Below are 24,122 nucleotides of genomic sequence, written 5' to 3'. Positions count from 1 at the left end.
TAGATATATACATAGAATTTCTATGTAAAGGAGGTGTAGTTCGTGAGGATTAGCTCTTGTTTATATGGTTTTGTAGCTCATGGGGCAGTATTTTTGTTTACTGGTGGCTGCATGCTCTTGGCCATGGCAGCCAGCTTGCCTTTTGTTTTTCTGCTTGATTGGCTGCCTGATGTCGTCTTTACAGCAGGTGCCATTCTTACGCTGTTATGTTCATATGCTTATGTCTGGTTTTGGGCGGTCCGATTTGCATATAACCAGAAAATGCGCCTGTTTGAGGTTCAATTGGGGTCCTTTGTGGTGCTGGCCCTCATGATATCTTTGTTTTTATTGGATGGATCTAGTATGAAAGACATCATGATGAATTGGGACGATACAGGCTGTGCTTTTGTTCCGCCGGCTTTTACATTTTTGTGTCTTTCTTATGCACTGGTGCTGCTGCCGGTCTATCAATCTAAGCTGTGGCGTCTTATCCTTCCGAATGGCGTCCGCCTGAAAGATATCTTTCATGTCTTTGGAGATCTGATGCTGATCATGGTGCTTCTGATCGGAGCCACTTTGCTGTTTCTATCATTGTAGTATGCCGTTTCAGTAGGATATTCCCACTGATCTCCCGTCCAATATATGTTTTAATAGTACATGACTATGAAAATGAGAAGGAGAGCATCATGAAGATTTCTATCGTAATTGTGACCTATAATCGGATTCCGGCTTTGTGTGAGCTTTTGGAGTCGATTTCCCGCCAGACCTTGATGCCGTATGAAATTATTATTGTGAATGATGCCGGGGAATCGGTCGTGCCGGTCAAAGCACTTTATCCGGAGCTGCCGATTGCTGTCATCAATTTAGAAAAGAACTCGGGGCATGTGGCTGCGAGAAATGCCGGTGTAAAAGAGGCGTCTGGGGATTGCATTATGCTGTGTGATGACGATGATTTCTTTACGCCAGGGCATATCGAGAAAATGGCAAAGGAAATAGAAACGGCAGACTTCGTTCATTCTGATGCGGAAATAGTTTCGTTTGAAGAGAAAAACGGAACAAGGTATCCAGTGTCACGGAAATTGTTTGCTTATACCGCTGACTATGAGGATATGAGAGTGTTTTCTACATACGTGCCGTCGGGCAGCATGTACAGACGTTTTCTGCATGATGAAATCGGGTATTTCGATGCTGATGTGCACAATTATTGGGACTGGGATTTTTATTTGCGCGCGGCCAAGGATTACCGGGTGAAACGTGTCCCTTGCGCCAGCGTGATTTATGCCTTCAGTGACGCGGGAGACAATCAGTCTGCTGACCTTGGCGCCAAGCGGAAGCAATATTTGGATCGTTTAAGTGAAAAGCACGGACTCGGGGAGCTGCCGACGAAAAACTTTGCCGTCCTGCTTGAAGAGCCTGAGATGAAGAGGCGGGAAGCAAAAAGTGAAATGGTTTGGGATGGCGAGCCTGTCTATTCCAGACTTCATCGTTCGTAAGGAGGCCTGAATCTTGAAACAGCTTTTACAAGACAGCTGGTGGAATCAGCTAAAGGAAGAGTTTGAGAAACCGTATTATCAAGAGCTCAGAGAGATGCTGAAGAGGGAATACGCGGAGCAAACGATTTATCCGGACAGCCGGGATATTTTCAACGCGCTGCATTATACATCATATGATGATGTCAAGGTCGTCATTTTGGGTCAAGATCCGTATCACGGGCCGGGACAGGCTCAAGGTTTAAGCTTCTCTGTCAAGCCCGGTGTAAAGCAGCCGCCTTCGTTAAAAAATATCTTTCTTGAGCTGCAGCAGGACATCGGGTGCAGCATCCCGAATCACGGGTCGCTTGTGAGCTGGGCAAAGCAAGGCGTTCTTTTGCTGAATACTGTGCTGACAGTAAGGCGCGGACAGGCGAATTCCCATAAGGGAAAAGGCTGGGAGCGACTGACGGACCGAATTATTGACGTGCTGAGTGAAAGAGAGCGGCCGGTTATCTTTATTTTGTGGGGACGGCATGCTCAAATGAAAAAAGAACGGATCGACACCTCCAAGCATTTTATCATTGAATCGACGCATCCCAGCCCGTTTTCTGCGAGAAACGGATTTTTCGGGAGCAGACCGTTTTCCCGGGCGAATGCCTATTTGGAGAAAATGGGAGAGGCGCCGATTGATTGGTGTATTAAGGATTTGTAAAAAGCGCAGGTTATCTGCGCTTTTTTATTTGAGTATTTTTCGAATCATTCGCAGCCCGTTTTTGGAGGAAGGATAACGAAATGCGAAGTCGAAACGGTTCGTTTGTTTGACGACGCTTTTTTTGTGCGTGAATGTGTTAAAACTGTCAAACCCGTGATAGCTGCCGATGCCGCTTTCCCCGACGCCGCCGAATGGCAAATACGGCGTCGCAACATGCATTAACGTATCATTGACACAGCCCCCGCCAAACGACAGATTTCCTAAAACAGCGCGCTCAGTTTCTTTGTTTGTGGTGAAGAGATACAGGGCGAGCGGCTTAGGGCGCGATTGGACTTTTTCAATGACTTCCCCGATATCGCGGTATGTAAAGAGCGGAAGAATCGGCCCGAAAATTTCCTCCTGCATCACTGGAGAGTCATCTCTCACTTGTTCGAGAATGGTCGGCGCAATTTTGTGGTGATCAGGATCAGATTGTCCGCCTGTGAGCGGGATGCCATCATTCAGAAAGCTGAGCAGCCGCTGATAGTGGCGCTCACTGACGATTTTGCCGTACTGTGGATTCCGTTCCGGCTGAGGGCCGTAAAATTCTCTGATCGCACGCTTCATTTCTTCTGCCAGCTTCGTTTTGATGTCCTCGTGGACAAATAAATAATCCGGTGCGATGCAGGTTTGTCCCGCATTTGTAAATTTCCCGAAGACGATGCGTTTGGCGGCAAGCTGAATGTCAGCATCTTTATGGACGATGCAGGGGCTTTTGCCGCCGAGCTCCAAGGTTACGGGAATTAATTGTTTGGCGGCGGCCTCCATGACGATTTTTCCTACAGCTACACTGCCTGTAAAGAAAATGTAGTCAAAGGGCTGCTGTAATAATGCTGTGCTGACATCGGGCCCGCCTTCTGCCATAGCGACATAATCAGTAGGAAAAACGCTGCTGATGAGTTTGGAAAGAATAGCAGAAACAGCCGGCGTATATTCTGATGGCTTGAGAACGACCGTGTTCCCCGCCGCAATGGCTCCAATCAACGGAGAAAGCGCCAGCTGCAAGGGATAGTTCCAAGGCGCAATCACCAAAACGGTTCCATACGGCTCAGGAATGATGATGCTTTTGGAGCCTAGATGAGTCAGCGGCGTTTTGACTCGTTTCGGCTTGGACCATTTTTTCAGCCGTTTCATGACAAAGCTGATTTCCTCCAAGACGATTCCGATTTCTGTTGAGTATGCTTCTTGCTCGGATTTGTGGAGATCCTGGTAGTGAGCGGCTATGAGATCGGCTTCATGAGTTCTGACGGCTTGTTTCAGCTTTCGCAAAATGTTCAGTCTCGATTCAAGCGGTCTCGTATGTCCCGCCGCAAAATAGGCTTTATGCTTGCTGATGATAGAGGGGATGCTGTTCATTCCGTTTCTCCTTTTTGTAATGTATGGTGATTTATTATGTGAAAAATCTCTTCTGCTTGTCAATCGCGCAAGGTTTGTCAGAAAAAATAACAAACTCATATCTGCGTTTACAGCAGGAATTTGATAAAATGCAGGAAGACAACATTTATTTTTTTGGAGGGTGCTTCATGAACATTCATATATCTGCATTAATTCAAAAGATGGAAGAGGAGCTGAAAAAAGCAAAAACAGCTGAACGGGATGAGGAGCTGAAGCGTTATGTAGCGGTTGTCCGTTCTCTGTGTGATGTCGTGCTTGATCAGCCGGAGAACGCGAGCGCGCCCCGCATACAGCCGAGCGTTACGCCAAGTCCCGCCGCGCCGCCATCGACAGACCAACTGATGATGGAAAAAATGATGGGGAGCGCGGGATTAAACAAATATCGAAAGCAAGAAAAAGAGAAGCAGGAAGAGGATGGAAACGGAGAGTCTTTATTTGATTTTTAAAGAGAGAGGTTGAGCTTACGTGAAATTGGTTCTTGGCGCGCTGCAATGGACAGCGTTTATTATTGCTGCGGCGATTGTTGTTCCGGTGGCGGTTGCCCAGTCGTTTCATCTGGATCACTCAGATTCTGCAAGATTGATTCAAAGCACTTTTTTTGTACTGGGAATTGCCGCCGTCATTCAGTGTTTGAAAGGCCACAGACTGCCGATCAATGAAAGCCCAGCCGGCTTGTGGTGGGGAGTGTATACGATCTACGCAGGGCTGACGGGAACTGTGTTTGCGACATATGGAGACACACTGCGGGGGTTGCAGGGAGCTCTTCTTGTAAGCGCTGTATGTTTCTTTTTGTTAAGTGTTTTCAAGGTCATTGACAGACTTGCAAAATTGTTTACTCCGGTTGTAACGGGCGTCTATTTATTGCTTCTTGTCATGCAGCTGAGTCAGCCCATTATAAAAGGAATTCTCGGAATCGGTTATCGACAGGACGGGGTGGACGGTCTTGTATTTGGCCTGGCGCTTGTTGTGATCGCTGCCGCTTTTATAATGACAAATTCGAACATCATGTTTTTTAAGCAATATTCTATTTTATTAGCCTTGTTCGGCGGGTGGGTGCTGTTTGCGGCTGCCGGAGCGGCAAAGCCGATTGAAATGCCGGACCGGCTGTTTCAGCTGCCTTCCCTGTTTCCTTTTGGGACACCGTTATTTAACAGCGGCCTGATCATCACTTCTATTTTTATTACCATCTTGCTGATTGTGAATATGCTGGCGAGCATGAAGGTTGTGGACATCGCCGTGAAAAAATTCAGCAAACAGCCTGATGGAAAGCATCATGAACGCCATGCCGGTTTTGCCGCTTCATTCAGCCATCTGCTTAGCGGTTTGACGGGAGCTATTGCGCCTGTTCCGATTTCGGGAGCCGCAGGTTTTATTGAAACGACCAAAATGCCTTCTAAAAAACCGTTTATGCTCGGCAGTATTCTGGTTATCGTGATCAGCGTAATCCCGTTTTTTATGAATACGTTTGCGAGCCTGCCGTCACCCGTTGGATTTGCGGTGAATTTTGTTGTGTTCTCCGCAATGGGCGGTCTGGCCTTTGCCGAATTTGATTCATATGAGAAAGAAGAATCAAAAAGGGTGAGGTCTATCATCGGTATCTCACTGCTGACAGGGGTCGGTATCATGTTTGTTCCTGAAACTGCGTTAAAGGGATTGCATCCGGTATTTATTTCTCTATTAAGCAACGGGCTCGTATTAGGGACGCTTGCTGCAATAGCTGCTGACCAGTTCCAGCTTTGGCGCAGGAGAAAATCCGACAATCTCGTGTCAACGGAGAACAAACATTGAATTTTGGTGCAGGTGCGATAAGATAAATGATATGAGTTTAACGAAAAGGCGGGAGAGATAGATGAAAGTTTTTATCATATTAGGGGCCATTAACGCCCTGCTTGCCGTGGGACTCGGAGCATTCGGCGCTCACGGATTAGAAGGGAAAATACCTGATAAATATCTTCAGGTTTGGCACACAGGCGTGCAGTATCATATGTATCACGCCCTTGGGTTATTCGTTGTCGCGTTTCTGGCTGATAAATTATCCGGCATAGGCAGTGTCACGACAGCCGGCTGGCTGATGTTTGCGGGAATTGTGCTGTTTTCCGGAAGCTTATATATTCTAAGTGTGACGCAAATCTCCATTCTTGGAGCGATCACCCCGCTCGGCGGTGTGGCGTTTATTATTTCTTGGATTATGATCGTTGTCGCAGCCGTCAAATATCTATAAACAAAAAAGCCAATCCTCATCATATGAGTGATTGGCTTTTTTCTTATCTTGGCGAATAGGACGCCATGGAATATGGATACGTATAAGCAATTTCTTCATCAAATGTAATGTAATCGAGGTAGATTGTCAGGAGCAGGTAGCGTGTTCCTGATTTCGGGTCGCTGATAATAATGTGATCCCGGCCCGCAGCTTCGATGACGCCGCGAAAAATCTTCGAGCCCCATTCCTTGCTGTTTTCAAATGTCATATAAATGGTGGCCGTTTTTCCCCGATTCAGGCGCAAAATATTCTCGATGTAAGATTCCTCAACAGGCAGCATGCCGGGAACGCTTTGGCCCGGTCCTGACGGTGTAGGCCCCGATGGAATTTGAAAACCGCCGCCCTGCTGCTGGCCCGGGAATCCAAATCCCTGCTGTCCTTGTTGTCCTTGCTGTCCCTGCTGCATTGGCATCATTGGCTGCATCCCCATTGGCTGCATTTGTGAGCCTTGGCCTTGCTGCGGGTACGGGTTGGCGCCAAACTGAGGCTGATACCCCTGCATATTATCAAATGCCTGCATTTGCTGATATTGATTTTTTTTCGGTTTCATATCGTTCCTCCTTTTTATGAAAACCATTCAAAACGTGTTCTGGATGTATAGGTGAACGCTCCGCGATGACTCACCTCCGATGGAAAACGATCTTAGTCGCTGGTGCGATTTTTATCTCTTTCACCTTATGAGGCTGATGCTTGGATTATGCTGAAAAAGAACAGCGGACCGATCAGATTTCGCTCTGGGCAGCCGCTGTTTTTCATAGACATACACAAACTTTTTGCATATTGGTTTGTATCCCTAGCGCAACTTGAGCATAAGCAACATAAGATAACGATAGTTTCAGGTGTGAAGTTCCAAGAAGGAGGTGTAGGATTTGCCGAAAGTATCAGTCATTATGACGAGCTATAACAAAAGCGATTATGTGGCAAAGTCTATTTCTAGCATACTCTCACAAACATTTTCAGATTTTGAATTGTTTATTATGGATGACAACTCCAATGAAGAGACGCTGAATGTAATCCGTCCTTTTTTGAATGATAACCGAGTGCGTTTTTATCAAAGCGATGTATCTGGAGTGAAGGAAAGAACAGAAAAAACGAGATACGCGGCACTGATCAATCAGGCGATTGAGATGGCGGAGGGTGAATATATCACCTATGCGACGGATGACAACATCTATATGCCGGACCGCCTCCTGAAAATGGTGCGGGAGCTCGATACCCATCCTGAAAAGGCTGTGATTTACTCAGCCTCCAAAACCTATCATTTAAACGAGAATCGCGACATTGTAAAAGAAACTGTCAGGCCTGCCGCTCAAGTGACATGGAACGCACCGTGCGCAATTGATCATTGCTCGGTGATGCACAGGTATTCGGTGCTTGAGAAGGTAAAGGAGAAGTTTGGCTCCTATTGGGATGAAAGCCCGGCGTTTTACCGTATAGGAGATGCCCGGTTCTTTTGGAGAGTCAATCATTTTTATCCGTTTTACCCACTGGATGAGGAGCTGGACCTGAATTATATTACCGACCAATCGATTCACTTTCAGCTGTTTGAATCAGAAAAAAATGAATTTGTCAGGAACCTTCCTCCGCAGCGAAATTGCCGAGAGCTGCGTGAATCATTAAAAAAGCTTGGAATGGGGTGAGAGCTTGTCGGCCTATTTAAGCAATTATTGGGTGCTGTACCGGAAGTACGTGGAGCTTTTTGACAAACTTCGCTACAAAGGGATTCCGCTTGGGCTTATCAGTAATTTTTATCAATACATCAGCCCTGAGCTGAGGGTGATGATTGAAGAAGAACCGGAATTATTCGGATCGGTGGATCAGCATATCGATGAGGGACAGATTCAGCCGTTTTTTGAAGAAAGAATCCAAAAAATCGTTAAAACAAATGACAAACCTGTTAAAGGGAAAGTCATTTTGCACTTTGATTACCTGCGTTTTTCAAACGGAAATTACTATCAATTTGATCCTGAAAAAACGGCTGTTTTGGCCAGATGGAGTTTGCCGCATTATTGTGATCTGCCTGTAATTAGCAAGCGGGAGATTGCGGATTCATGCCAAAAAGGCGATTCGAAGCAGTATCTCGAAACAGCCTGTTCGCTTCTCGCCCCTTATGATGATCACCCGGCATTTGGTGATCAAGCGTTTCGCGACCGGCTTTTCAAAGATATTCCTTTATTTATAGAGGCCATTGATACAGTTGATGCGCTGTTTGAACAGGAAAAGATTTCAGCTGTTATTGTCGGAACGGCAGAAGACATTTACAGCAGGGTGCTCGCTCTCATGTGTCAAAGAAAAGGGGCCGTCAGCATTTGTCTTCAGCATGGCGCATTGATGGGAGATGAAGCCTTCATTCCTGTTTTTACAACCTATCAAGCTGTTTTTGGTGCGTATGAAGCAGAGTGGTTCATACGAAAAGGCTGTAAACCCGAGCAGATTCTCGTAACGGGACATCCCCGCTTCGATCAGATTTTTAACAGAACGCCTATGGATATGTCCATATTCTATCGAAAACTTGCTTTTCAGCCGACTAAAAAAATTGTGCTCATTGCCACTCAGCCCTTTTCAGAAGACTTTTATTCCGGTGTGCTGCAGGGGCTTTCTGATCAGAAGCAGCTGCAGATCATTATCAAACCCCACCCGTGGGAAATCGGAAAAAACAAGCTTGATCTGTATCACGAGGCGGCGAAAAAACATAAAGCATGCAGAGTCATCAAAAAGGAGCTGGAGCTTTATGATTTGCTGCCGTATGCTGATGCCGCAGTGACGCAGACCTCGACAGTCGGTCTTGAAGCCATGCTGTTTCAAAAGCCTGTGCTGATCGGAAAATCGTCCGGAAATCGCTCGTATCCGTATTATGAGTCTCTTGGCGATTTTATGTTTGACCAGCCGGATGAACTGGTGCACACCTTGGTTGAAGTTCTTCGAAGTCCCGACGTGCATCAAAAAGCAGAAGAGGCGCGCCTGGCATTCATAGCGGCTAATTATCCGGTGGCAGAATCAACAAATGCTTTATTTGCGGAACTGAAAGCCAAAACAGGGGTTGATTACAGGCGGGAAGATACTGAATAAAATGATAGGAGCGCAAAGAAATGGTGCAAAAGAGAAATCATTTTCTCCCTTACTCATTGCCGTTAATCGGTAAGGAAGAAATTCAGGAGGTTACAGAAACGCTTGAATCGGGATGGCTTTCTAAAGGCCCGAAGGTTCAGCAGTTTGAAAAAGAGTTTGCCGCGTTTGTCGGGGCGAAGCACGCCGTGGCGGTGAATTCATGTACCGCAGCTTTATTTTTGGCTTTGAAAGCAAAAGGGATCGGGCCCGGGGACGAGGTCATTACCTCTCCGCTTACGTTCAGCTCGACTGCCAATACGATTATTCATACGGGAGCGACGCCTGTGTTTGCGGATATTGACGAAAACACGCTCAATATTGACCCGGTAAAGCTTGAGGCGGCCGTCACACCGCGAACGAAAGCAGTTGTGCCCGTCCACTTTGGCGGGCAGTCCTGCGATATGGATGCAATATTGGCTATTGCCCAAAATCATGGTTTATTCGTGCTGGAGGATGCGGCACATGCGATATATACGACTTATAAGCAAAGAATGATCGGTTCTATCGGGGATGCAACGGCATTCAGCTTTTACGCCACCAAAAACCTCGCGACAGGGGAAGGCGGCATGCTGACGACTGATGATGAGGAGCTTGCCGATAAGATCCGGGTGCTAAGCCTTCACGGCATGAGTAAAGCCGCATGGAACCGTTATTCTTCAAATGGCAGCTGGTACTATGAAGTCGAATCGCCCGGCTATAAGATGAATATGTTTGATTTGCAGGCGGCCCTCGGACTTCATCAGCTGAAACGGCTGGATGATATGCAGAAACGGAGAGAAGAGATTGCCGGCCGCTATCAAACCGCTTTACAGCAGATTCCGGGACTGATCACGCCGTTTGTCCATGATGACGGCAGGCACGCCTGGCATCTATATGTTCTGCAAGTTGATGAAAAAAAGGCCGGGGTTACGCGCAGCGAAATGATTACGGCTTTAAAGGATAAATACAATATCGGCACTAGCGTTCATTTTATTCCAGTACACATTCATCCGTATTATCAAAAGCAATTTGGATATAAGGAAGCGGACTTTCCGAATGCCATGAATTACTATAAACGAACCCTTTCTCTCCCGCTCTATCCATCAATGTCTGACGACGATGTAGATGATGTCATTGAAGCTGTGCGGGATATCGTAAAAGGGGCTGATTAAGTGTATACGGTAAAAGAAAATGTCTCCAAAGAGGCGATTGAGGAATTTCTCCAAAGCAGAAAGCTTACACTGGATGTTCCGTATCAATTTTCCCTCGGCCTTTTTGAAAACAGCAGGCTCCAAGGCGTATTGCTTTACGAAGATTCTTTGTGGGAAAGCAAGGTGCTTCAGAAGAAAGTCATCAACGTCAAACTTCTTGCGGCAAATAGTACCGGGCAGCTAAAGAGGCTGTTTGAAGCTTTTTATACTGTACGCCAAATGGATGAAACGGATTTTATCTTTGTCCGTGTTCCGGCTGAAGATATCGGAGCCGCGCATGTGATACAGCAGCAGCCATCCTCTTACTTTGTCGGGAGTTTGCTGAAGCTGGCGATGCCTCCGTCTTTTTATGACAAAACACCGCCATTTTTTGAACTGGGCCCGCCTGAGCCCGGAGACACAGAAGCGATATGTGAGCTGGCCCGAGACTCGTTTACAAAAAGCAGATATTTTCAGGATCCTCATCTCAGCCGCGATGCAGCAAACAAAATATTTCAGGAGTGGACACGAAACAATCTGAATGGAAGGGCGGCGGTCAATATTGTCGCTAAACACAATGGCGAGGTCATCGGCTATCTTCAGGGCTTATCAAGAGATGATGAATGCATTCTCGATTTGATGGCTGTAAAGCCGGGATTTGAAGGAAAACGTATTGCGTTTCATTTATTGGCGAATCTCATAGAACAACCGGAGACCCAGAAGCATAGAACGGTAACAGCGGGGACGCAGCTCCACAATGTAAGGGCGATCCGCCTTTATGAACGAATGGGCTTCACCGCTGAACAATCGTATTACTATTATCATATTTGGCCGGGCAAGGAGGCGAAATAATGGCAGCGTTTCAGATCGCGAATAAAACTGTAGGCAAAGACGCTCCTGTTTTTATTATTGCTGAGGCGGGGATTAATCATGACGGGAAGCTTGATCAGGCTTTTGCGCTGATAGACGCCGCGGCGGAAGCGGGAGCGGATGCCGTGAAATTTCAAATGTTCCAAGCTGATAGGATGTACCAGAAAGATCCTGGTTTGTACAAGACGGCAGCGGGCAAGGACGTCTCTATTTTTTCTTTGGTTCAATCTATGGAAATGCCTGCTGAGTGGATTTTACCGCTATTGGATTACTGCCGAGAAAAGCAGGTGATCTTTTTAAGTACGGTATGTGACGAGGGGTCAGCTGATCTGCTTCAGTCTACCTCGCCGAGCGCTTTTAAAATCGCATCCTATGAAATTAACCATCTCCCGCTGCTCAAATATGTCGCCCGGCTGAACAGGCCGATGATTTTCTCGACAGCCGGAGCTGAAATCTCTGATGTTCACGAAGCTTGGCGCACCATCAGGGCAGAGGGAAACAATCAAATTGCCATAATGCATTGTGTGGCGAAATACCCAGCACCGCCGGAGTACAGCAACCTCAGCGTCATTCCGATGCTTGCCGCCGCTTTTCCTGAGGCGGTCATCGGCTTCTCCGATCATAGCGAGCATCCGACAGAAGCGCCGTGTGCCGCGGTTCGGCTCGGAGCAAAACTGATAGAAAAGCATTTTACGATCGATAAAGATCTGCCGGGTGCCGACCACTCGTTTGCATTAAATCCGGATGAATTGAAAGAAATGGTCGATGGCATCAGGAAAACGGAAGCTGAGCTGAAACAGGGGATCACAAAGCCGGTCTCTGAAAAACTGCTTGGCAGTTCATACAAAACAACAACCTCCATCGAAGGAGAAATCAGAAATTTTGCATACAGAGGCATTTTTACAACAGCTCCGATTCAAAAAGGTGAAGCCTTTAGTGAAGACAATATCGCAGTGCTTCGGCCCGGACAAAAGCCGCAGGGGCTGCACCCGAGATTTTTTGAACTGCTGACCAGCGGTGTTCGGGCTGTAAGAGACATTCCGGCCGACACAGGCATTGTCTGGGATGACATTTTACTGAAGGACAGCCCGTTTCATGAATGATATTCTCTTTATCATTCAAGCAAGAATGGGTTCAACAAGGCTTCCGGGAAAAGTGCTTCGGCCGCTCGGATCGAATCGTTTACTTGATATTCTCGTTCACCGTGTCCGGCAAAGCGCGTTTTACCAAAAGGATCGGGATAATCTTGTCATCGCCACGTCTGACAAAGAAACTGACGACATATTAGAGGCGCACTGTATCAAACAAGGCTTTCGTGTTTTCCGCGGGAGCGAAGAACGTGTCCTCGATAGGTTTGTGAAGGTCATAGAAGCTGTTAAACCGTCAGTCATCATCCGGTTAACAGGTGATAATCCGTTTGTCGATCCTGAGCTGCTCGATGTAATGATTCAGGCGCATTTTGATCAAGGCTCGGATTATACGTATATCCTGAATGCCCCATTAGGGATTTGCGGCGAAGTGGTCAACGCCAACCTGTTAATTGACATCAGCCGTATTCAGAATATGGAGGATCAATATCAGGAGCATGTCACGTTATATATAAGGAATCATCCAGCTCTTTATCGTGTTCAGTTTTTAGAGGCGCCGGAACGATTCCGCGCCCCTCAATATCGGCTGACCATTGATACAAAGGAAGACTATGAATCGATAAAGGCCCTCTATCAAAAAGCAGGCGAGCGCCCCGATGTATCCGCCTCAGAGCTTATCACCCTTCTGAACCGGAACCCCGATGCGGCAACCGAACGAGAGGCTGACTAGCCATGCATGTTGGGATCTTCGCAGACGGCGGCTATGAAAAGGGAATGGGCCATGTTGTCCGCATGAAGAGGCTTGCGGAGGGGCTCAAACAGCGATGCTTGATTACGTTTTATACGAATCAGGAGTCTGAAGCGTTTCTTCATGAAGAGCATTGGCGTGTCATCGTAAAGCCGGATCTGCAGCAGCACGAATTTATTCTCCGGGAAATAAAAAGCAAGAAGCTTGATTTGCTTTTGTTTGATATTCTAGGCGCGCCTGCAGAGCTGTTAAAGAAAATAAAGACGGAGACAGATGCGAAAATTGTTCTTTTTGAAGAGAAAAACGGTAAATCGATTCAATATAGTGACGCAGTCATTAACGGAATTTACGGTGACATCAGAAGCAGGGTGTACGTTCAGGGAAACACACGCATCTATGAAGGTCCGGACTATCTTATTCTTCACCCCGCCTTTCAGGCCGCAAGAGAGGATTACACACTTAAGAAAGACTGCCGCAATATCCTTGTTGCATTAGGAGGAAGTGATCCGAAGCAGCTTATTTTTAAAGTGCTGGCTGCCGCTGATCAAGTCCCCGACATAAAAGACAAAAACATAATGTTTGTAATGGGGAGCGCTTCACCGCATCAAGAGGCAGTCCGAAAGCGGATCGAAAAGAAGCCGCAGTACAAGATGATCGAACAGACAAATGATATGGCAGGTTTGATGAAACAAGCGGACGCAGCCATTGTCGCCGGCGGCATCTCTCTATATGAAGCCATTTGCATCGGCGTGCCGTGCCTTGTTCTTTCTCAGGTTGAGCATCAAACGGCTACAGCCAAAACATTTGCTGACCAAGGCGCCGCTCTTGATCTTGGCTTAGGTGAGCTTGTACCGGATGAAACACTCATCTATCAGATGTCGCGCATTATGAGCAGCTATCCTCTTCGCCTTTCTTTGCACAAGGGAGGAAGGCCGCTCGTGGATGGCAAAGGCATTATGCGGGTAACAGCTATTCTTCAAGAATTATATGAACAAGAGATATAAAAATGCATGTAAGGAAGTGTTAATGTGAAAGGTGTTATTTTAGCCGGAGGAAACGGCTCACGCCTTATGCCCTTAACGAAAGCCGTCAACAAGCATTTGCTTCCTGTAGGCCCGTATCCGATGATATACTGGTCGATTATGAAGCTGGAGGAAGCCGGAATAAAAGACATTTTACTCATCAGTCAAAAAGAGCATATGCCGCAATTTTACAAACTGCTTGGGAACGGGGAAGAGCTTGGCGTTACTATCACTTATCAAGTACAGCCGGCAGCATCGGGCATTTCGGATGGGCTGTCTTATGCAAAGCGCTTTACGAAAAAAGAGTCTTTCATTTTATTATTAGGTGATAATATTTTTGAAGATTCATTAAAGCCTTATACAGAACGCTTTGAACAGCAGGGGAAAGGAGCAAAAGTGCTTCTGAAAGAAGTTGATGACCCGGAACGTTTCGGGATTGCTGAGATTGATGAGAAAAACAAGCGGATTCGTTCCATCATCGAAAAGCCCGAACAGCCACCGACCAACCTTTGTGTTACCGGCATTTATATGTATGATGCAGAGGTGTTTTCGTATATTGAACAAATATCACCATCAAAGCGCGGCGAGCTGGAAATCACCGATGTGAATAATCTATACATCGAAAACAGCCAGCTTACGTATGATGTGTTATCAGGCTGGTGGGTAGATGCCGGAACTCACGAATCGCTTTATCTCGCTTCCCAGCTTGTACACCAGGCTTTACGGAAAGGACAGGACGAAAAGTGATGGCAAAATCATATTTAATTACAGGCGGGGCCGGCTTCATCGGGCTCACGTTTACAAAGCTCATGCTGAGGGAAACGGAAGCGCGCATTACCGTTTTAGATAAACTGACGTACGCCAGCCACCCGGAGGAAATGGAAAAATTACAGCAAAACAGCCGTTTTCGCTTTGTAAAAGGGGACATCAGCGTTCAGGAGGATATCGACCGGGCGTTTGACGAGACCTACGACGGCGTCATTCACTTCGCAGCAGAATCGCATGTGGACAGAAGCATTTCCCAAGCGGAGCCGTTTATCACCACAAATGTCATGGGGACTTACCGATTGGCGGAAGCGGTCTTGAAAGGAAAAGCCAAGAAGCTGATTCATATTTCAACAGATGAGGTATACGGGGATTTAAAAGCGGATGATCCCGCGTTTACAGAAACGACGCCGCTTTCTCCTAATAACCCATACTCAGCCAGCAAAGCAAGCTCTGATTTGCTCGTGTTGTCTTATGTGAAAACCCACAAGCTTCCGGCCATCATTACACGATGCAGCAACAATTACGGACCTTATCAGCACAGCGAAAAAATGATTCCGACGATTATCCGTCATGCGAAGCAGGGCCTGCCTGTTCCGCTGTATGGCGATGGACTCCAGATCCGAGACTGGCTGTTTGCGGAGGATCATTGCCGCGCGATCAAGCTGATTTTAGAAAAAGGGACCGACGGCGAGGTGTATAACATCGGCGGCGGAAATGAACGCACGAATAAAGAGCTGGCGAGTGTCATTTTGAAGCATCTGGGCTGTGAGGAATTGTTCGCCCACGTGGAAGACCGAAAAGGGCATGACCGGCGCTATGCGATCAATGCATCAAAGCTGAAAAACGAACTGGGCTGGCGGCAGGAAGTGACGTTTGAAGAAGGCATTGCGCGTACGATTCAGTGGTATACAGACAATGACCGATGAGAAGGTGATCTGATTGACAAAGGTATTGGTAACTGGGGCCGGAGGACAGCTTGGCTTGGAACTATGCCGCCAGCTGAAGCAAGCCGGATATGAGGTCATTGCGTTAACAAAGAAGATGATGAACATTGCTGACCAGCGCTCAGTACGGCATTCGTTTGGCCATTATCAGCCGGATATCGTGGTCAATAGCGCCGCGTTTACGTCGGTTGATCAATGCGAGAAAGAGCTTGATAAAGCGTACTTGATTAACGGAATCGGCGCTTATTATACAGCGCTTGAGTCAACCCGCATCGGAGCTCAATATGTTCATATCAGCACGGACTATGTATTCAATGGGAAAGGAACCCAGCCATATAGGGAAGACGATCCCCTCGATCCGAAAACCATTTATGGCAAAAGCAAAAGGCTCGGAGAAGAACTGATACGATTAACGACAAAAGACAGCACGATCATCAGAACATCGTGGGTGTACGGACATGGCGGCAGTAATTTCGTTGAAACCATGCTGAAGCTTGCTGAAACGAAACAAGAGCTTCGGGTTGTCAGCGATCAAATTGGTTCGCCGACTTATACGAAGGATTTAGCAGAAGCGGTCATCAAGCTGTTCAGCCATCCGCCGGGCATCTATCATGTCAGCAATTCAGGCATATGCAGCTGGTATGAGTTTGCGACGGCAATTATGGAAGAAAGCGGGCTGGAAACAGCCATTTTGCCTGTAACGACAGAGGAATACGGGAACAAAACGCCCCGCCCGGCATACTCTGTGCTGAGCCATCGGGCTATTGAAGAAGCCGGCATCCGCCCCCGCCACTGGCGGGAAGCGTTACGAGAGTATTTGCAGGAAAGGAGCAGTGCGTGTGATTGATGGAGTCAAGGTGAAAAAATTGATGAAGCATAGCGATGACAGAGGCTTTTTTGCTGAGCTGGTCCGGGACGATGAGAATCTCCTTGAGCATTTTGGGCAGGCCTCTTGGTCGAAAAGCTATCCGGGTGTGATTAAGGCATTTCATTATCATGAGAAGCAGGATGATCTCTGGTTCTTCCCAACCGGCCACGCTCAGGTTGTCCTATACGATCTTCGAGAGGATTCAAAGACAAAAGGAGAAACGGACGTCTATTATATGGGCGAAGACAACCCGATGCTGTTATTAATCCCAAAAGGGGTGGCTCACGGATATAGAGTGCTGGGAGAGACGCCGCTGACAATTATCTATTTTACCACCATGTCGTATAACCCGGATCAGCCTGATGAAAAAAGAATTCCGTGGAATGATGAGACGATCGGTTTTAACTGGAACACTGAATTCAGATAAAAATAGGAACGTGATCAATCGAAGAGCAGAGGCATCTTCGACTTTTTTTTGCCCTTTTTTAAAATAGGATAAAAGATAGAAAATGTCAGGCGGATGTTACTAGAAAAAGAGAGAGAAATCGTCCATTTGAACCTTGTATAAACAGGAAGGAATTCTCATTGAATTCCAAGTGTTAATATTCCTTAAAAAACATTTACTTCCATGGAAAATGATGATAGATTAATTTTTAAGAAAAAGAACTGGTAATTCGCGAATTATGAAAAAGCGCTTTTTCTGCAGAGGACGCTCTGGCCAAATTTCAACAATCAATTAGGGGGAAATGTAATGCTAAAAAGAACTTCATTCGTATCTTCATTATTCATCAGTTCAGCTGTTTTACTATCAATCTTACTTCCTTCGGGCCAAGCTCATGCACAGTCTGCATCAATCGAGGCAAAAACAGTTAACAGCACGAAAGAGTGGACCACTTCTGATATTGAAGTGACATATAAACCAAATGCGGTGCTTTCTCTCGGAGCGGTAGAATTTCAATTTCCTGACGGGTTTCATGCTACGACAAGAGATTCAGTGAATGGAAGAACACTGAAAGAAACACAGATTTTAAACGATGGAAAAACAGTCAGACTCCCGCTTACGCTTGATTTGTTAGGCGCATCCGAATTTGACCTTGTCATGGTGCGTAAAACTCTTCCTCGCGCAGGCACTTACACGATTAAAGGCGATGTAGTAAACGGTTTGGGAATCGGCAGTTTTTATGCTGAAACGCAGCTGGTGATTGATCCCCGTTAATCGATAGATTTGTAGTCAGAGACTGAGATGTTTTCAGTCTCTTTTTTTGTGGATTCAAAAGCTGGTACGGATCTTGCATGATGATAAGGGTGAATCCAATGCAGAAAGGAATTGGCGGGCTGATTTTTTAAAGCGCTTACATTACAGCCGGCCAAAAAAACAATGAGGTGAAAAAGATGTCAGCAAAGCAAGTCTCGAAAGATGAAGAAAAAGAAGCTCTTAACTTATTTCTGTCTACCCAAACAATCATTAAGGAAGCCCTTCGGAAGCTGGGTTATCCGGGAGATATGTATGAACTCATGAAAGAGCCGCAGAGAATGCTCACTGTCCGCATTCCGGTCAAAATGGACAATGGGAGCGTCAAAGTGTTCACAGGCTACCGGTCACAGCACAATGATGCTGTCGGTCCGACAAAGGGGGGCGTTCGCTTCCATCCAGAAGTTAATGAAGAGGAAGTAAAGGCATTATCCATTTGGATGACGCTCAAATGCGGGATTGCCAATCTTCCTTACGGCGGCGGGAAGGGCGGTATTATTTGTGATCCGCGGACAATGTCATTTGGAGAACTGGAAAGGCTGAGCAGGGGGTATGTCCGTGCCATCAGCCAGATCGTCGGTCCGACAAAGGATATTCCAGCTCCAGATGTATACACAAATTCGCAGATTATGGCGTGGATGATGGATGAGTACAGCCGGCTGCGGGAATTCGATTCTCCGGGCTTTATTACAGGTAAACCGCTTGTTTTGGGAGGATCGCAAGGACGGGAAACAGCGACGGCACAGGGCGTCACGATTTGTATTGAAGAGGCGGTGAAGAAAAAAGGGATCAAGCTGCAAAACGCGCGCATCATCATACAGGGCTTTGGAAACGCGGGTAGCTTCCTGGCCAAATTCATGCACGATGCGGGCGCGAAGGTGATCGGGATTTCTGATGCCAATGGCGGGCTCTACAACCCGGACGGCCTTGATATCCCTTATTTGCTCGATAAACGGGACAGCTTCGGTATGGTCACCAATTTATTTACTGACGTCATCACAAATGAGGAGCTGCTTGAAAAGGATTGCGATATTTTAGTGCCTGCCGCGATCTCCAATCAAATCACAGCCAAAAACGCACATAACATTCAGGCGTCAATCGTTGTCGAAGCGGCGAACGGCCCAACAACCATTGATGCCACTAAGATCCTGAATGAAAGAGGCGTGCTGCTTGTGCCGGATATCCTGGCGAGTGCCGGCGGCGTCACGGTTTCTTATTTTGAATGGGTGCAAAACAACCAAGGATATTATTGGTCGGAAGAAGAGGTTGCAGAAAAATTGAGAAGCGTCATGGTCAGCTCGTTCGAAACAATTTATCAGACAGCGGCAACACATAAAGTGGATATGCGTTTGGCGGCTTACATGACGGGCATCAGAAAATCGGCAGAAGCATCGCGATTCCGCGGATGGGTCTAATTTGAGAAGCCTCCGCAAAATAATTTTGCATTTGTTTTTTGCCTAAAGAACAAAAATCGCAAAATAAATTTGCGTTCAAGATCGGAAATAGTGAAAGATGATCACCTGTTAGACAAATTTCTGTTCGCTTCAACAAGTTTTTTCAGCAAAAGACAAGAAAATGGCATGATTCTTGCATTTTTATTCATATGCGAAGATATATTTCATAACACGAGGGGGACTACATATGACAGTCACATACGCGCACGAACCATTTACCGATTTTACGGAAGCAAAGAATAAAACTGCATTTGGGGAGTCATTGGCCTTTGTAAACACTCAGCTCGGCAAGCATTATCCGCTTGTCATAAATGGAGAAAAAATTGAAACGGACCGCAAAATCATTTCTATTAACCCGGCAAATAAAGAAGAGATCATTGGGTACGCGTCTACAGCGGATCAAGAGCTTGCTGAAAAAGCGATGCAAGCCGCATTGCAGGCATTTGATTCCTGGAAAAAACAAAGACCGGAGCACCGCGCGAATATTCTCTTTAAGGCAGCGGCTATTTTGCGCAGAAGAAAGCATGAATTTTCAAGCTATCTTGTGAAGGAAGCGGGAAAACCATGGAAGGAAGCAGATGCGGACACGGCTGAAGCGATAGACTTTTTAGAGTTCTACGCGCGCCAAATGTTAAAGCTCAAGGAAGGGGCTCCGGTGAAGAGCCGTGCTGGCGAGTTCAATCAATATCATTACGAAGCGCTTGGCGTCGGCATCGTCATTTCTCCATTTAACTTCCCGCTTGCGATTATGGCGGGAACAGCGGCGGCAGCGATTGTGACAGGAAATACGATTCTCTTAAAACCGGCTGACGCAGCCCCGGTAGTGGCAGCAAAATTTGTCGAGGTCATGGAGGAAGCGGGTCTGCCAAACGGCGTTCTGAATTACATTCCGGGAGATGGAGCGGAGATCGGTGATTTCTTAGTTGAGCATCCGAAGACACGGTTTGTCTCATTTACAGGTTCCCGTGCAGTCGGCTGCCGGATTTATGAGCGAGCCGCCAAAGTGCAGCCGGGCCAAAAATGGCTCAAACGGGTAATTGCTGAGATGGGCGGAAAAGACACAGTGCTTGTTGACAAGGACGCCGATCTTGACCTTGCTGCATCCTCTATCGTGTATTCAGCATTTGGATATTCAGGACAGAAGTGTTCTGCGGGCTCCCGCGCGGTCATTCATCAGGATGTGTATGATGAAGTGGTGGAAAAAGCTGTGGCGCTGACCAAAACGCTGACTGTCGGCAATCCAGAAGATCCTGATACGTATATGGGTCCCGTGATTCATGAAGCATCCTACAACAAAGTGATGAAATACATTGAAATCGGCAAATCTGAAGGCAAGCTATTGGCCGGCGGAGAAGGCGATGATTCAAAAGGCTACTTTATTCAGCCGACGATCTTTGCAGATGTTGATGAAAACGCCCGCTTGATGCAGGAAGAAATTTTCGGACCGGTTGTTGCGATTTGCAAAGCGCGTGATTTCGATCATATGCTGGAGATTGCCAATAACACGGAATACGGATTAACAGGCGCGCTTCTGACGAAAAATCGTGCGCACATTGAACGGGCGCGCGAGGATTTCCATGTCGGAAACCTATATTTTAACAGAGGATGTACCGGAGCAATTGTCGGCTATCAGCCGTTCGGCGGTTTTAATATGTCAGGAACAGACTCAAAAGCAGGCGGTCCCGATTACTTAATTCTTCATATGCAAGCCAAAACAACGTCCGAAGCTTTTTGATTTGAGAGAAATAAAATCGTGCGATTCTTTAGCGGATCGCACGATTTCAACTTTTTGATCAGGAGGACAATTTATGCAGTATACAAAAATCAGTCACATGAATCCGGCTGAAAGAGTGGAGGCGCTGACAGCATCTCTGGTCAGCCTCAGCAGCGTGAACGGCACCGTTGGAGAAGGGACAAAAGCAGATTTCATCAAAGAAGTGATCACGAGCTATCCTTATTTTCAGGAAAACCCCAGTCATGTGTGGGAACAGGCCATTCCCAATGACCCATACAATCGCAAAAATATTTTTGCGTTTATTAAAGGACATGGAGAAAGCCGTAATACAGTCATTTACCATGCCCATCTGGATACAGTTGGAATCGAAGATTTCGGCCCTTTAAAGGATATCGCTTTTGATTGTGAGAAATTGGCCGAGTATTTCAGCCGCTATGAGTTCGATCAGGATGTTCAGCGGGATGCCAAATCAGGCGAGTGGATGTTCGGAAGAGGATCTGTCGATATGCAAAGCGGCATCGCCGTGCATTTAGCCAATCTCCTGCATTTTTCGGAGAACCTTGAGACGTTGCCGGGAAATGTATTGTTTATGGCCAATCCCGATGAGGAGAGCCAGCATTCGGGCATTCTCGCCAGCATTTCAGAGCTGAACCGGCTAAAAAAAGAAAAACAGCTTCACTATTTGGCTGCTATTAATACGGATTTTATTACCCCGCTTTACGATGGTGATCAGACAAGATATATCTATACCGGAGCCGCGGGAAAACTGCTGCCTTGCTTTTACATTTACGGGCGTGAAGTCCATGTTGGCGATACACTGGCAGGAATTGACCCAAATTTCATTTCATCTGAAATCACAAGCCGTCTCCACAATAACATCCATCTGGCAGAAAAGGTTGAAGGGGAGTTGGTTCTGCCCCCATCCTGTTTGTATCAGCGTGATAACAAGGAATCCTATAATGTGCAAACGGCTGTCAGCACCAGCTTGTACTTCAATTGTTTTATTTATGAAAGAACAGCAAAAGAAATGATGGATTTGCTTATTGAAGTCACTGAGGAAGCATGCCGGGAGACAGAACAAAAATTATCAGATTATTATGAAGAGTATGCAAAGAGAGCCAACCTGCCAAAGAAACATTTATCATGGGGCATTCAAGTGTATAGCCTGGAGCAATACTTAGAAAAGCTGAGAAACCGGGGGATAGATCCCGAGCAGTGTATCGAGCAGACATTCAAAGCCAACGAGCACCTTGAACTTCGCATGAGATGCTTTCAGGCAATCGAAGAGCTTCAAAAGCTTGACCCCGATCAAGGCGCAAAAGTCATTCTATTTTACGCACCTCCTTACCTGCCGCATAACTATTTGAAAGAAGATAGCGCAAGAGATCAGCTTTTGCAGCATGTGATTAAAGAAGCGGCTGACAAAAACGCTGAATCGACAGGCGAAACATTTGTCTTCAAAAAGTTTTTCCCCTACTTGGCAGACGGCAGTTTTTTATCACTGCACGAAACCGATGGCGAAATTGATTCTTTTATCAGGAACTTCCCTGGGTGGAATATGATTGGAACCATTCCGTTCAAAGACATACGCAAGCTGAATATTCCATCCATTAATATGGGTGTGTATGGAAAAGACGGCCATAAATGGACAGAACGAGTCTATAAACCGTACACATTTCATGTATTGCCTCTCCTCATACAGCAAACCACCGTTCATCTTTTGCAAAGCTACCGGATGACCATCACGGCAAAAGAACCAAAGGGGGAAGGATGATGCAGAATCATAAAAATGAATTGCAGCGCAGCATGAAAAGCAGGCATTTGTTTATGATTGCTTTGGGAGGGGTGATTGGCACTGGGCTGTTTCTAGGCTCTGGCTTTACCATTAGCCAGGCAGGACCGCTCGGCGCCATTGCCGCGTATATCATCGGCGGATTTTTAATGTATCTCGTCATGCTTTGTTTAGGAGAATTGGCTGTTGCCATGCCGGTGGCCGGATCGTTTCAGGCCTACGCCACTAAATTTCTGGGACCGTCGACAGGCTTTATGATTGGCTGGCTGTATTGGTTCAGCTGGGCGAATACAGTGGGGTTAGAGCTGACGTCAGCAGGCATTTTGATGCAAAGGTGGCTGCCCTCCGTTCCGATCTGGATATGGTGCCTTGTGTTCGGCATCGTCATCTTTTTGATTAATGCGCTCTCTGTCAGAAGCTTTGCGGAAATGGAATTTTGGTTTTCAAGCATCAAAGTGGCGGCGATCATATTATTTATTGTGATTGGCGGAGCCGCTGTGTTTGGCTTAATTGACTTTAAAGGCGGACAGGAGACACCCTTTTTGTCTAACTTTATGACTGATAGGGGACTTTTCCCTAATGGGGTGCTGGCCGTTATGTTTACGCTGGTCATGGTGAACTTCTCCTTTCAGGGAACGGAGCTTGTCGGCATTGCGGCAGGGGAAAGTGAAAGCCCGGAAAAAACACTGCCAAAATCCATTCGAAATGTCATTTGGCGCACGCTGTTTTTCTTTGTGCTCGCTATGTTCGTCTTGGTTGCCATCCTTCCGTACAAAACGGCGGGGGTGATTGAAAGCCCGTTTGTAGCGGTACTCGATCAAATCGGCATCCCATTTTCGGCAGATATCATGAACTTTGTCATCTTAACGGCCATTTTATCTGTTGCTAATTCGGGATTGTATGCGGCGTCGCGTATGATGTGGTCACTTTCATCAAATCAAATGGGTCCATCCTTTCTCACCAGACTGACAAAAAAAGGTGTGCCGATGAATGCCCTGCTGATTACGCTAGGCATTTCAGGCTGTTCGCTGCTGACAAGTGTCATGGCCGCAGAAACAGTGTATTTATGGTGTATCTCAATCTCGGGCATGGTGACAGTTGTCGCGTGGATGTCCATTTGTGCGTCGCAATTTTTCTTTCGCAGACGTTTCCTTGCTGAAGGCGGAAATGTGAATGATCTGGAGTTCAGAACGCCGCTTTATCCGCTAGTCCCGATTCTCGGATTTTGTTTATATGGCTGCGTGTTGATCAGCCTTATTTTCATTCCGGATCAAAGAATTGGCTTATACTGCGGTGTGCCGATCATTATTTTCTGTTATGCATACTATCATCTAAGCATCAAAAAGCGTATAAATCATGAACCGATTGAAAAAGAGCAGACAGAGGCGCAATAGAAAAAGCTCTCCGGGAGGCCGGAGAGCTTTTTTACGCGTTACATCCTCATGTA

The 24,122-nt window shown here is 46.6% G+C and carries 24 protein-coding genes; 22 read left to right on the top strand and 2 right to left on the bottom strand.

Annotated elements, in window-relative coordinates; all coding sequences use genetic code 11:
• Nucleotides 1–42 precede the first annotated feature (42 nt).
• From RAC86_RS08880 to RAC86_RS08870, 3 genes are all read left to right on the top strand, one after another.
• Nucleotides 43–576: a hypothetical protein gene (locus RAC86_RS08880; RefSeq protein ID WP_377885505.1), complete on the top strand. Its 534-nt coding sequence runs from the start codon at nucleotides 43–45 to the stop codon at nucleotides 574–576.
• An 89-nt stretch (nucleotides 577–665) separates the two neighbouring features.
• Nucleotides 666–1,472 (top strand): glycosyltransferase family 2 protein, encoded by an 807-nt coding sequence (locus tag RAC86_RS08875; protein ID WP_003242519.1) that lies wholly within the window; start codon nucleotides 666–668, stop codon nucleotides 1,470–1,472.
• A gap of 13 nt (nucleotides 1,473–1,485) precedes the next feature.
• Nucleotides 1,486–2,163, top strand: a complete 678-nt coding sequence (locus RAC86_RS08870; RefSeq protein ID WP_003242965.1) for a uracil-DNA glycosylase — start codon at nucleotides 1,486–1,488, stop codon at nucleotides 2,161–2,163.
• Between the two features lie 24 nt (nucleotides 2,164–2,187).
• Here the strand turns inward: RAC86_RS08870 and RAC86_RS08865 are convergent, their stop codons facing one another.
• Nucleotides 2,188–3,558, bottom strand: a complete 1,371-nt coding sequence (locus RAC86_RS08865) for an aldehyde dehydrogenase (RefSeq protein ID WP_377885504.1) — start codon at nucleotides 3,556–3,558, stop codon at nucleotides 2,188–2,190.
• A 167-nt stretch (nucleotides 3,559–3,725) separates the two neighbouring features.
• Between RAC86_RS08865 and RAC86_RS08860 the strand changes: the two genes are divergently transcribed.
• From RAC86_RS08860 to RAC86_RS08850, 3 genes are all read left to right on the top strand, one after another.
• Nucleotides 3,726–4,043, top strand: a complete 318-nt coding sequence (locus RAC86_RS08860; protein ID WP_003243806.1) for a YwdI family protein — start codon at nucleotides 3,726–3,728, stop codon at nucleotides 4,041–4,043.
• Nucleotides 4,044–4,062: 19 nt separating this feature from the next.
• Nucleotides 4,063–5,385 (top strand): purine/pyrimidine permease, encoded by a 1,323-nt coding sequence (locus tag RAC86_RS08855; RefSeq protein WP_015384975.1) that lies wholly within the window; start codon nucleotides 4,063–4,065, stop codon nucleotides 5,383–5,385.
• Between the two features lie 61 nt (nucleotides 5,386–5,446).
• Nucleotides 5,447–5,818, top strand: coding sequence for a DUF423 domain-containing protein (locus RAC86_RS08850; protein WP_003227446.1), 372 nt, complete (start codon nucleotides 5,447–5,449; stop codon nucleotides 5,816–5,818).
• A 43-nt stretch (nucleotides 5,819–5,861) separates the two neighbouring features.
• Here the strand turns inward: RAC86_RS08850 and gerQ are convergent, their stop codons facing one another.
• Entirely contained in the window at nucleotides 5,862–6,407 is a 546-nt protein-coding gene (gene gerQ / locus RAC86_RS08845; protein ID WP_014481253.1) for a spore coat protein GerQ, read from the bottom strand.
• 319 nt (nucleotides 6,408–6,726) lie between these two features.
• Here gerQ and spsA point away from each other — a divergent pair, with 319 nt between their 5' ends.
• The 16 genes from spsA (at nucleotide 6,727) to RAC86_RS08765 (ending at nucleotide 24,069) form a co-directional block, all read left to right on the top strand.
• Entirely contained in the window at nucleotides 6,727–7,497 is a 771-nt protein-coding gene (spsA, locus tag RAC86_RS08840) for a spore coat dTDP-glycosyltransferase SpsA (RefSeq protein ID WP_029946239.1), read from the top strand.
• A 4-nt stretch (nucleotides 7,498–7,501) separates the two neighbouring features.
• Nucleotides 7,502–8,926: a CDP-glycerol glycerophosphotransferase family protein gene (locus RAC86_RS08835; protein WP_377885501.1), complete on the top strand. Its 1,425-nt coding sequence runs from the start codon at nucleotides 7,502–7,504 to the stop codon at nucleotides 8,924–8,926.
• A 20-nt stretch (nucleotides 8,927–8,946) separates the two neighbouring features.
• Complete coding sequence (locus tag RAC86_RS08830) at nucleotides 8,947–10,116, top strand: DegT/DnrJ/EryC1/StrS family aminotransferase (protein WP_326144555.1); 1,170 nt, start codon at nucleotides 8,947–8,949, stop codon at nucleotides 10,114–10,116.
• A complete protein-coding gene (locus RAC86_RS08825; protein ID WP_080529938.1) occupies nucleotides 10,117–10,986 on the top strand; it encodes a GNAT family N-acetyltransferase in 870 nt (289 codons plus the stop codon).
• Nucleotides 10,986–12,107, top strand: coding sequence for an N-acetylneuraminate synthase family protein (locus RAC86_RS08820; protein ID WP_031601100.1), 1,122 nt, complete (start codon nucleotides 10,986–10,988; stop codon nucleotides 12,105–12,107). Before RAC86_RS08825 ends, RAC86_RS08820 begins: the two co-directional genes overlap by 1 nt.
• Nucleotides 12,100–12,822: a glycosyltransferase family protein gene (locus RAC86_RS08815; RefSeq protein ID WP_151262464.1), complete on the top strand. Its 723-nt coding sequence runs from the start codon at nucleotides 12,100–12,102 to the stop codon at nucleotides 12,820–12,822. The genes RAC86_RS08820 and RAC86_RS08815 overlap by 8 nt, the downstream gene beginning before the upstream one ends.
• Before the next feature lie 2 nt (nucleotides 12,823–12,824).
• A complete protein-coding gene (locus RAC86_RS08810) occupies nucleotides 12,825–13,844 on the top strand; it encodes a PseG/SpsG family protein (RefSeq protein ID WP_377885500.1) in 1,020 nt (339 codons plus the stop codon).
• Between the two features lie 24 nt (nucleotides 13,845–13,868).
• Entirely contained in the window at nucleotides 13,869–14,609 is a 741-nt protein-coding gene (locus RAC86_RS08805) for a sugar phosphate nucleotidyltransferase (RefSeq protein WP_014478328.1), read from the top strand.
• The gene (rfbB, locus tag RAC86_RS08800) at nucleotides 14,609–15,556 is read left to right on the top strand and encodes a dTDP-glucose 4,6-dehydratase (RefSeq protein WP_086344448.1); all 948 of its coding nucleotides are present in this window, start codon (nucleotides 14,609–14,611) and stop codon (nucleotides 15,554–15,556) included. Before RAC86_RS08805 ends, rfbB begins: the two co-directional genes overlap by 1 nt.
• Before the next feature lie 13 nt (nucleotides 15,557–15,569).
• Nucleotides 15,570–16,421 carry a dTDP-4-dehydrorhamnose reductase gene (rfbD, locus tag RAC86_RS08795; RefSeq protein WP_015250965.1) on the top strand — a complete coding sequence of 284 codons (852 nt, stop codon included), beginning with the start codon at nucleotides 15,570–15,572 and terminating at the stop codon, nucleotides 16,419–16,421.
• Nucleotides 16,414–16,869 carry a dTDP-4-dehydrorhamnose 3,5-epimerase family protein gene (locus RAC86_RS08790; RefSeq protein ID WP_014481242.1) on the top strand — a complete coding sequence of 152 codons (456 nt, stop codon included), beginning with the start codon at nucleotides 16,414–16,416 and terminating at the stop codon, nucleotides 16,867–16,869. Before rfbD ends, RAC86_RS08790 begins: the two co-directional genes overlap by 8 nt.
• Nucleotides 16,870–17,193: 324 nt before the next feature.
• Complete coding sequence (bslB, locus tag RAC86_RS08785) at nucleotides 17,194–17,658, top strand: biofilm surface layer hydrophobin BslB (RefSeq protein ID WP_101172258.1); 465 nt, start codon at nucleotides 17,194–17,196, stop codon at nucleotides 17,656–17,658.
• A 176-nt stretch (nucleotides 17,659–17,834) separates the two neighbouring features.
• Nucleotides 17,835–19,109, top strand: a complete 1,275-nt coding sequence (gene rocG / locus RAC86_RS08780) for a glutamate dehydrogenase (RefSeq protein WP_003227482.1) — start codon at nucleotides 17,835–17,837, stop codon at nucleotides 19,107–19,109.
• Nucleotides 19,110–19,335: 226 nt separating this feature from the next.
• On the top strand, nucleotides 19,336–20,883 hold the full coding sequence (pruA, locus tag RAC86_RS08775) for an L-glutamate gamma-semialdehyde dehydrogenase (protein WP_014478322.1): 1,548 nt from the start codon (nucleotides 19,336–19,338) through the stop codon (nucleotides 20,881–20,883).
• Between the two features lie 73 nt (nucleotides 20,884–20,956).
• Entirely contained in the window at nucleotides 20,957–22,657 is a 1,701-nt protein-coding gene (locus RAC86_RS08770; protein WP_377885498.1) for a M20 family metallopeptidase, read from the top strand.
• Nucleotides 22,657–24,069 carry an amino acid permease gene (locus RAC86_RS08765; RefSeq protein ID WP_029318679.1) on the top strand — a complete coding sequence of 471 codons (1,413 nt, stop codon included), beginning with the start codon at nucleotides 22,657–22,659 and terminating at the stop codon, nucleotides 24,067–24,069. Before RAC86_RS08770 ends, RAC86_RS08765 begins: the two co-directional genes overlap by 1 nt.
• The last annotated feature ends 53 nt before the right edge of the window (nucleotides 24,070–24,122 follow it).

The organism is Bacillus sp. LR_5 (assembly GCF_042709275.1).
The sequence above is the reverse complement of the archived record's forward strand: the minus strand, read 5'-3'. Positions and strand labels throughout refer to the sequence as shown.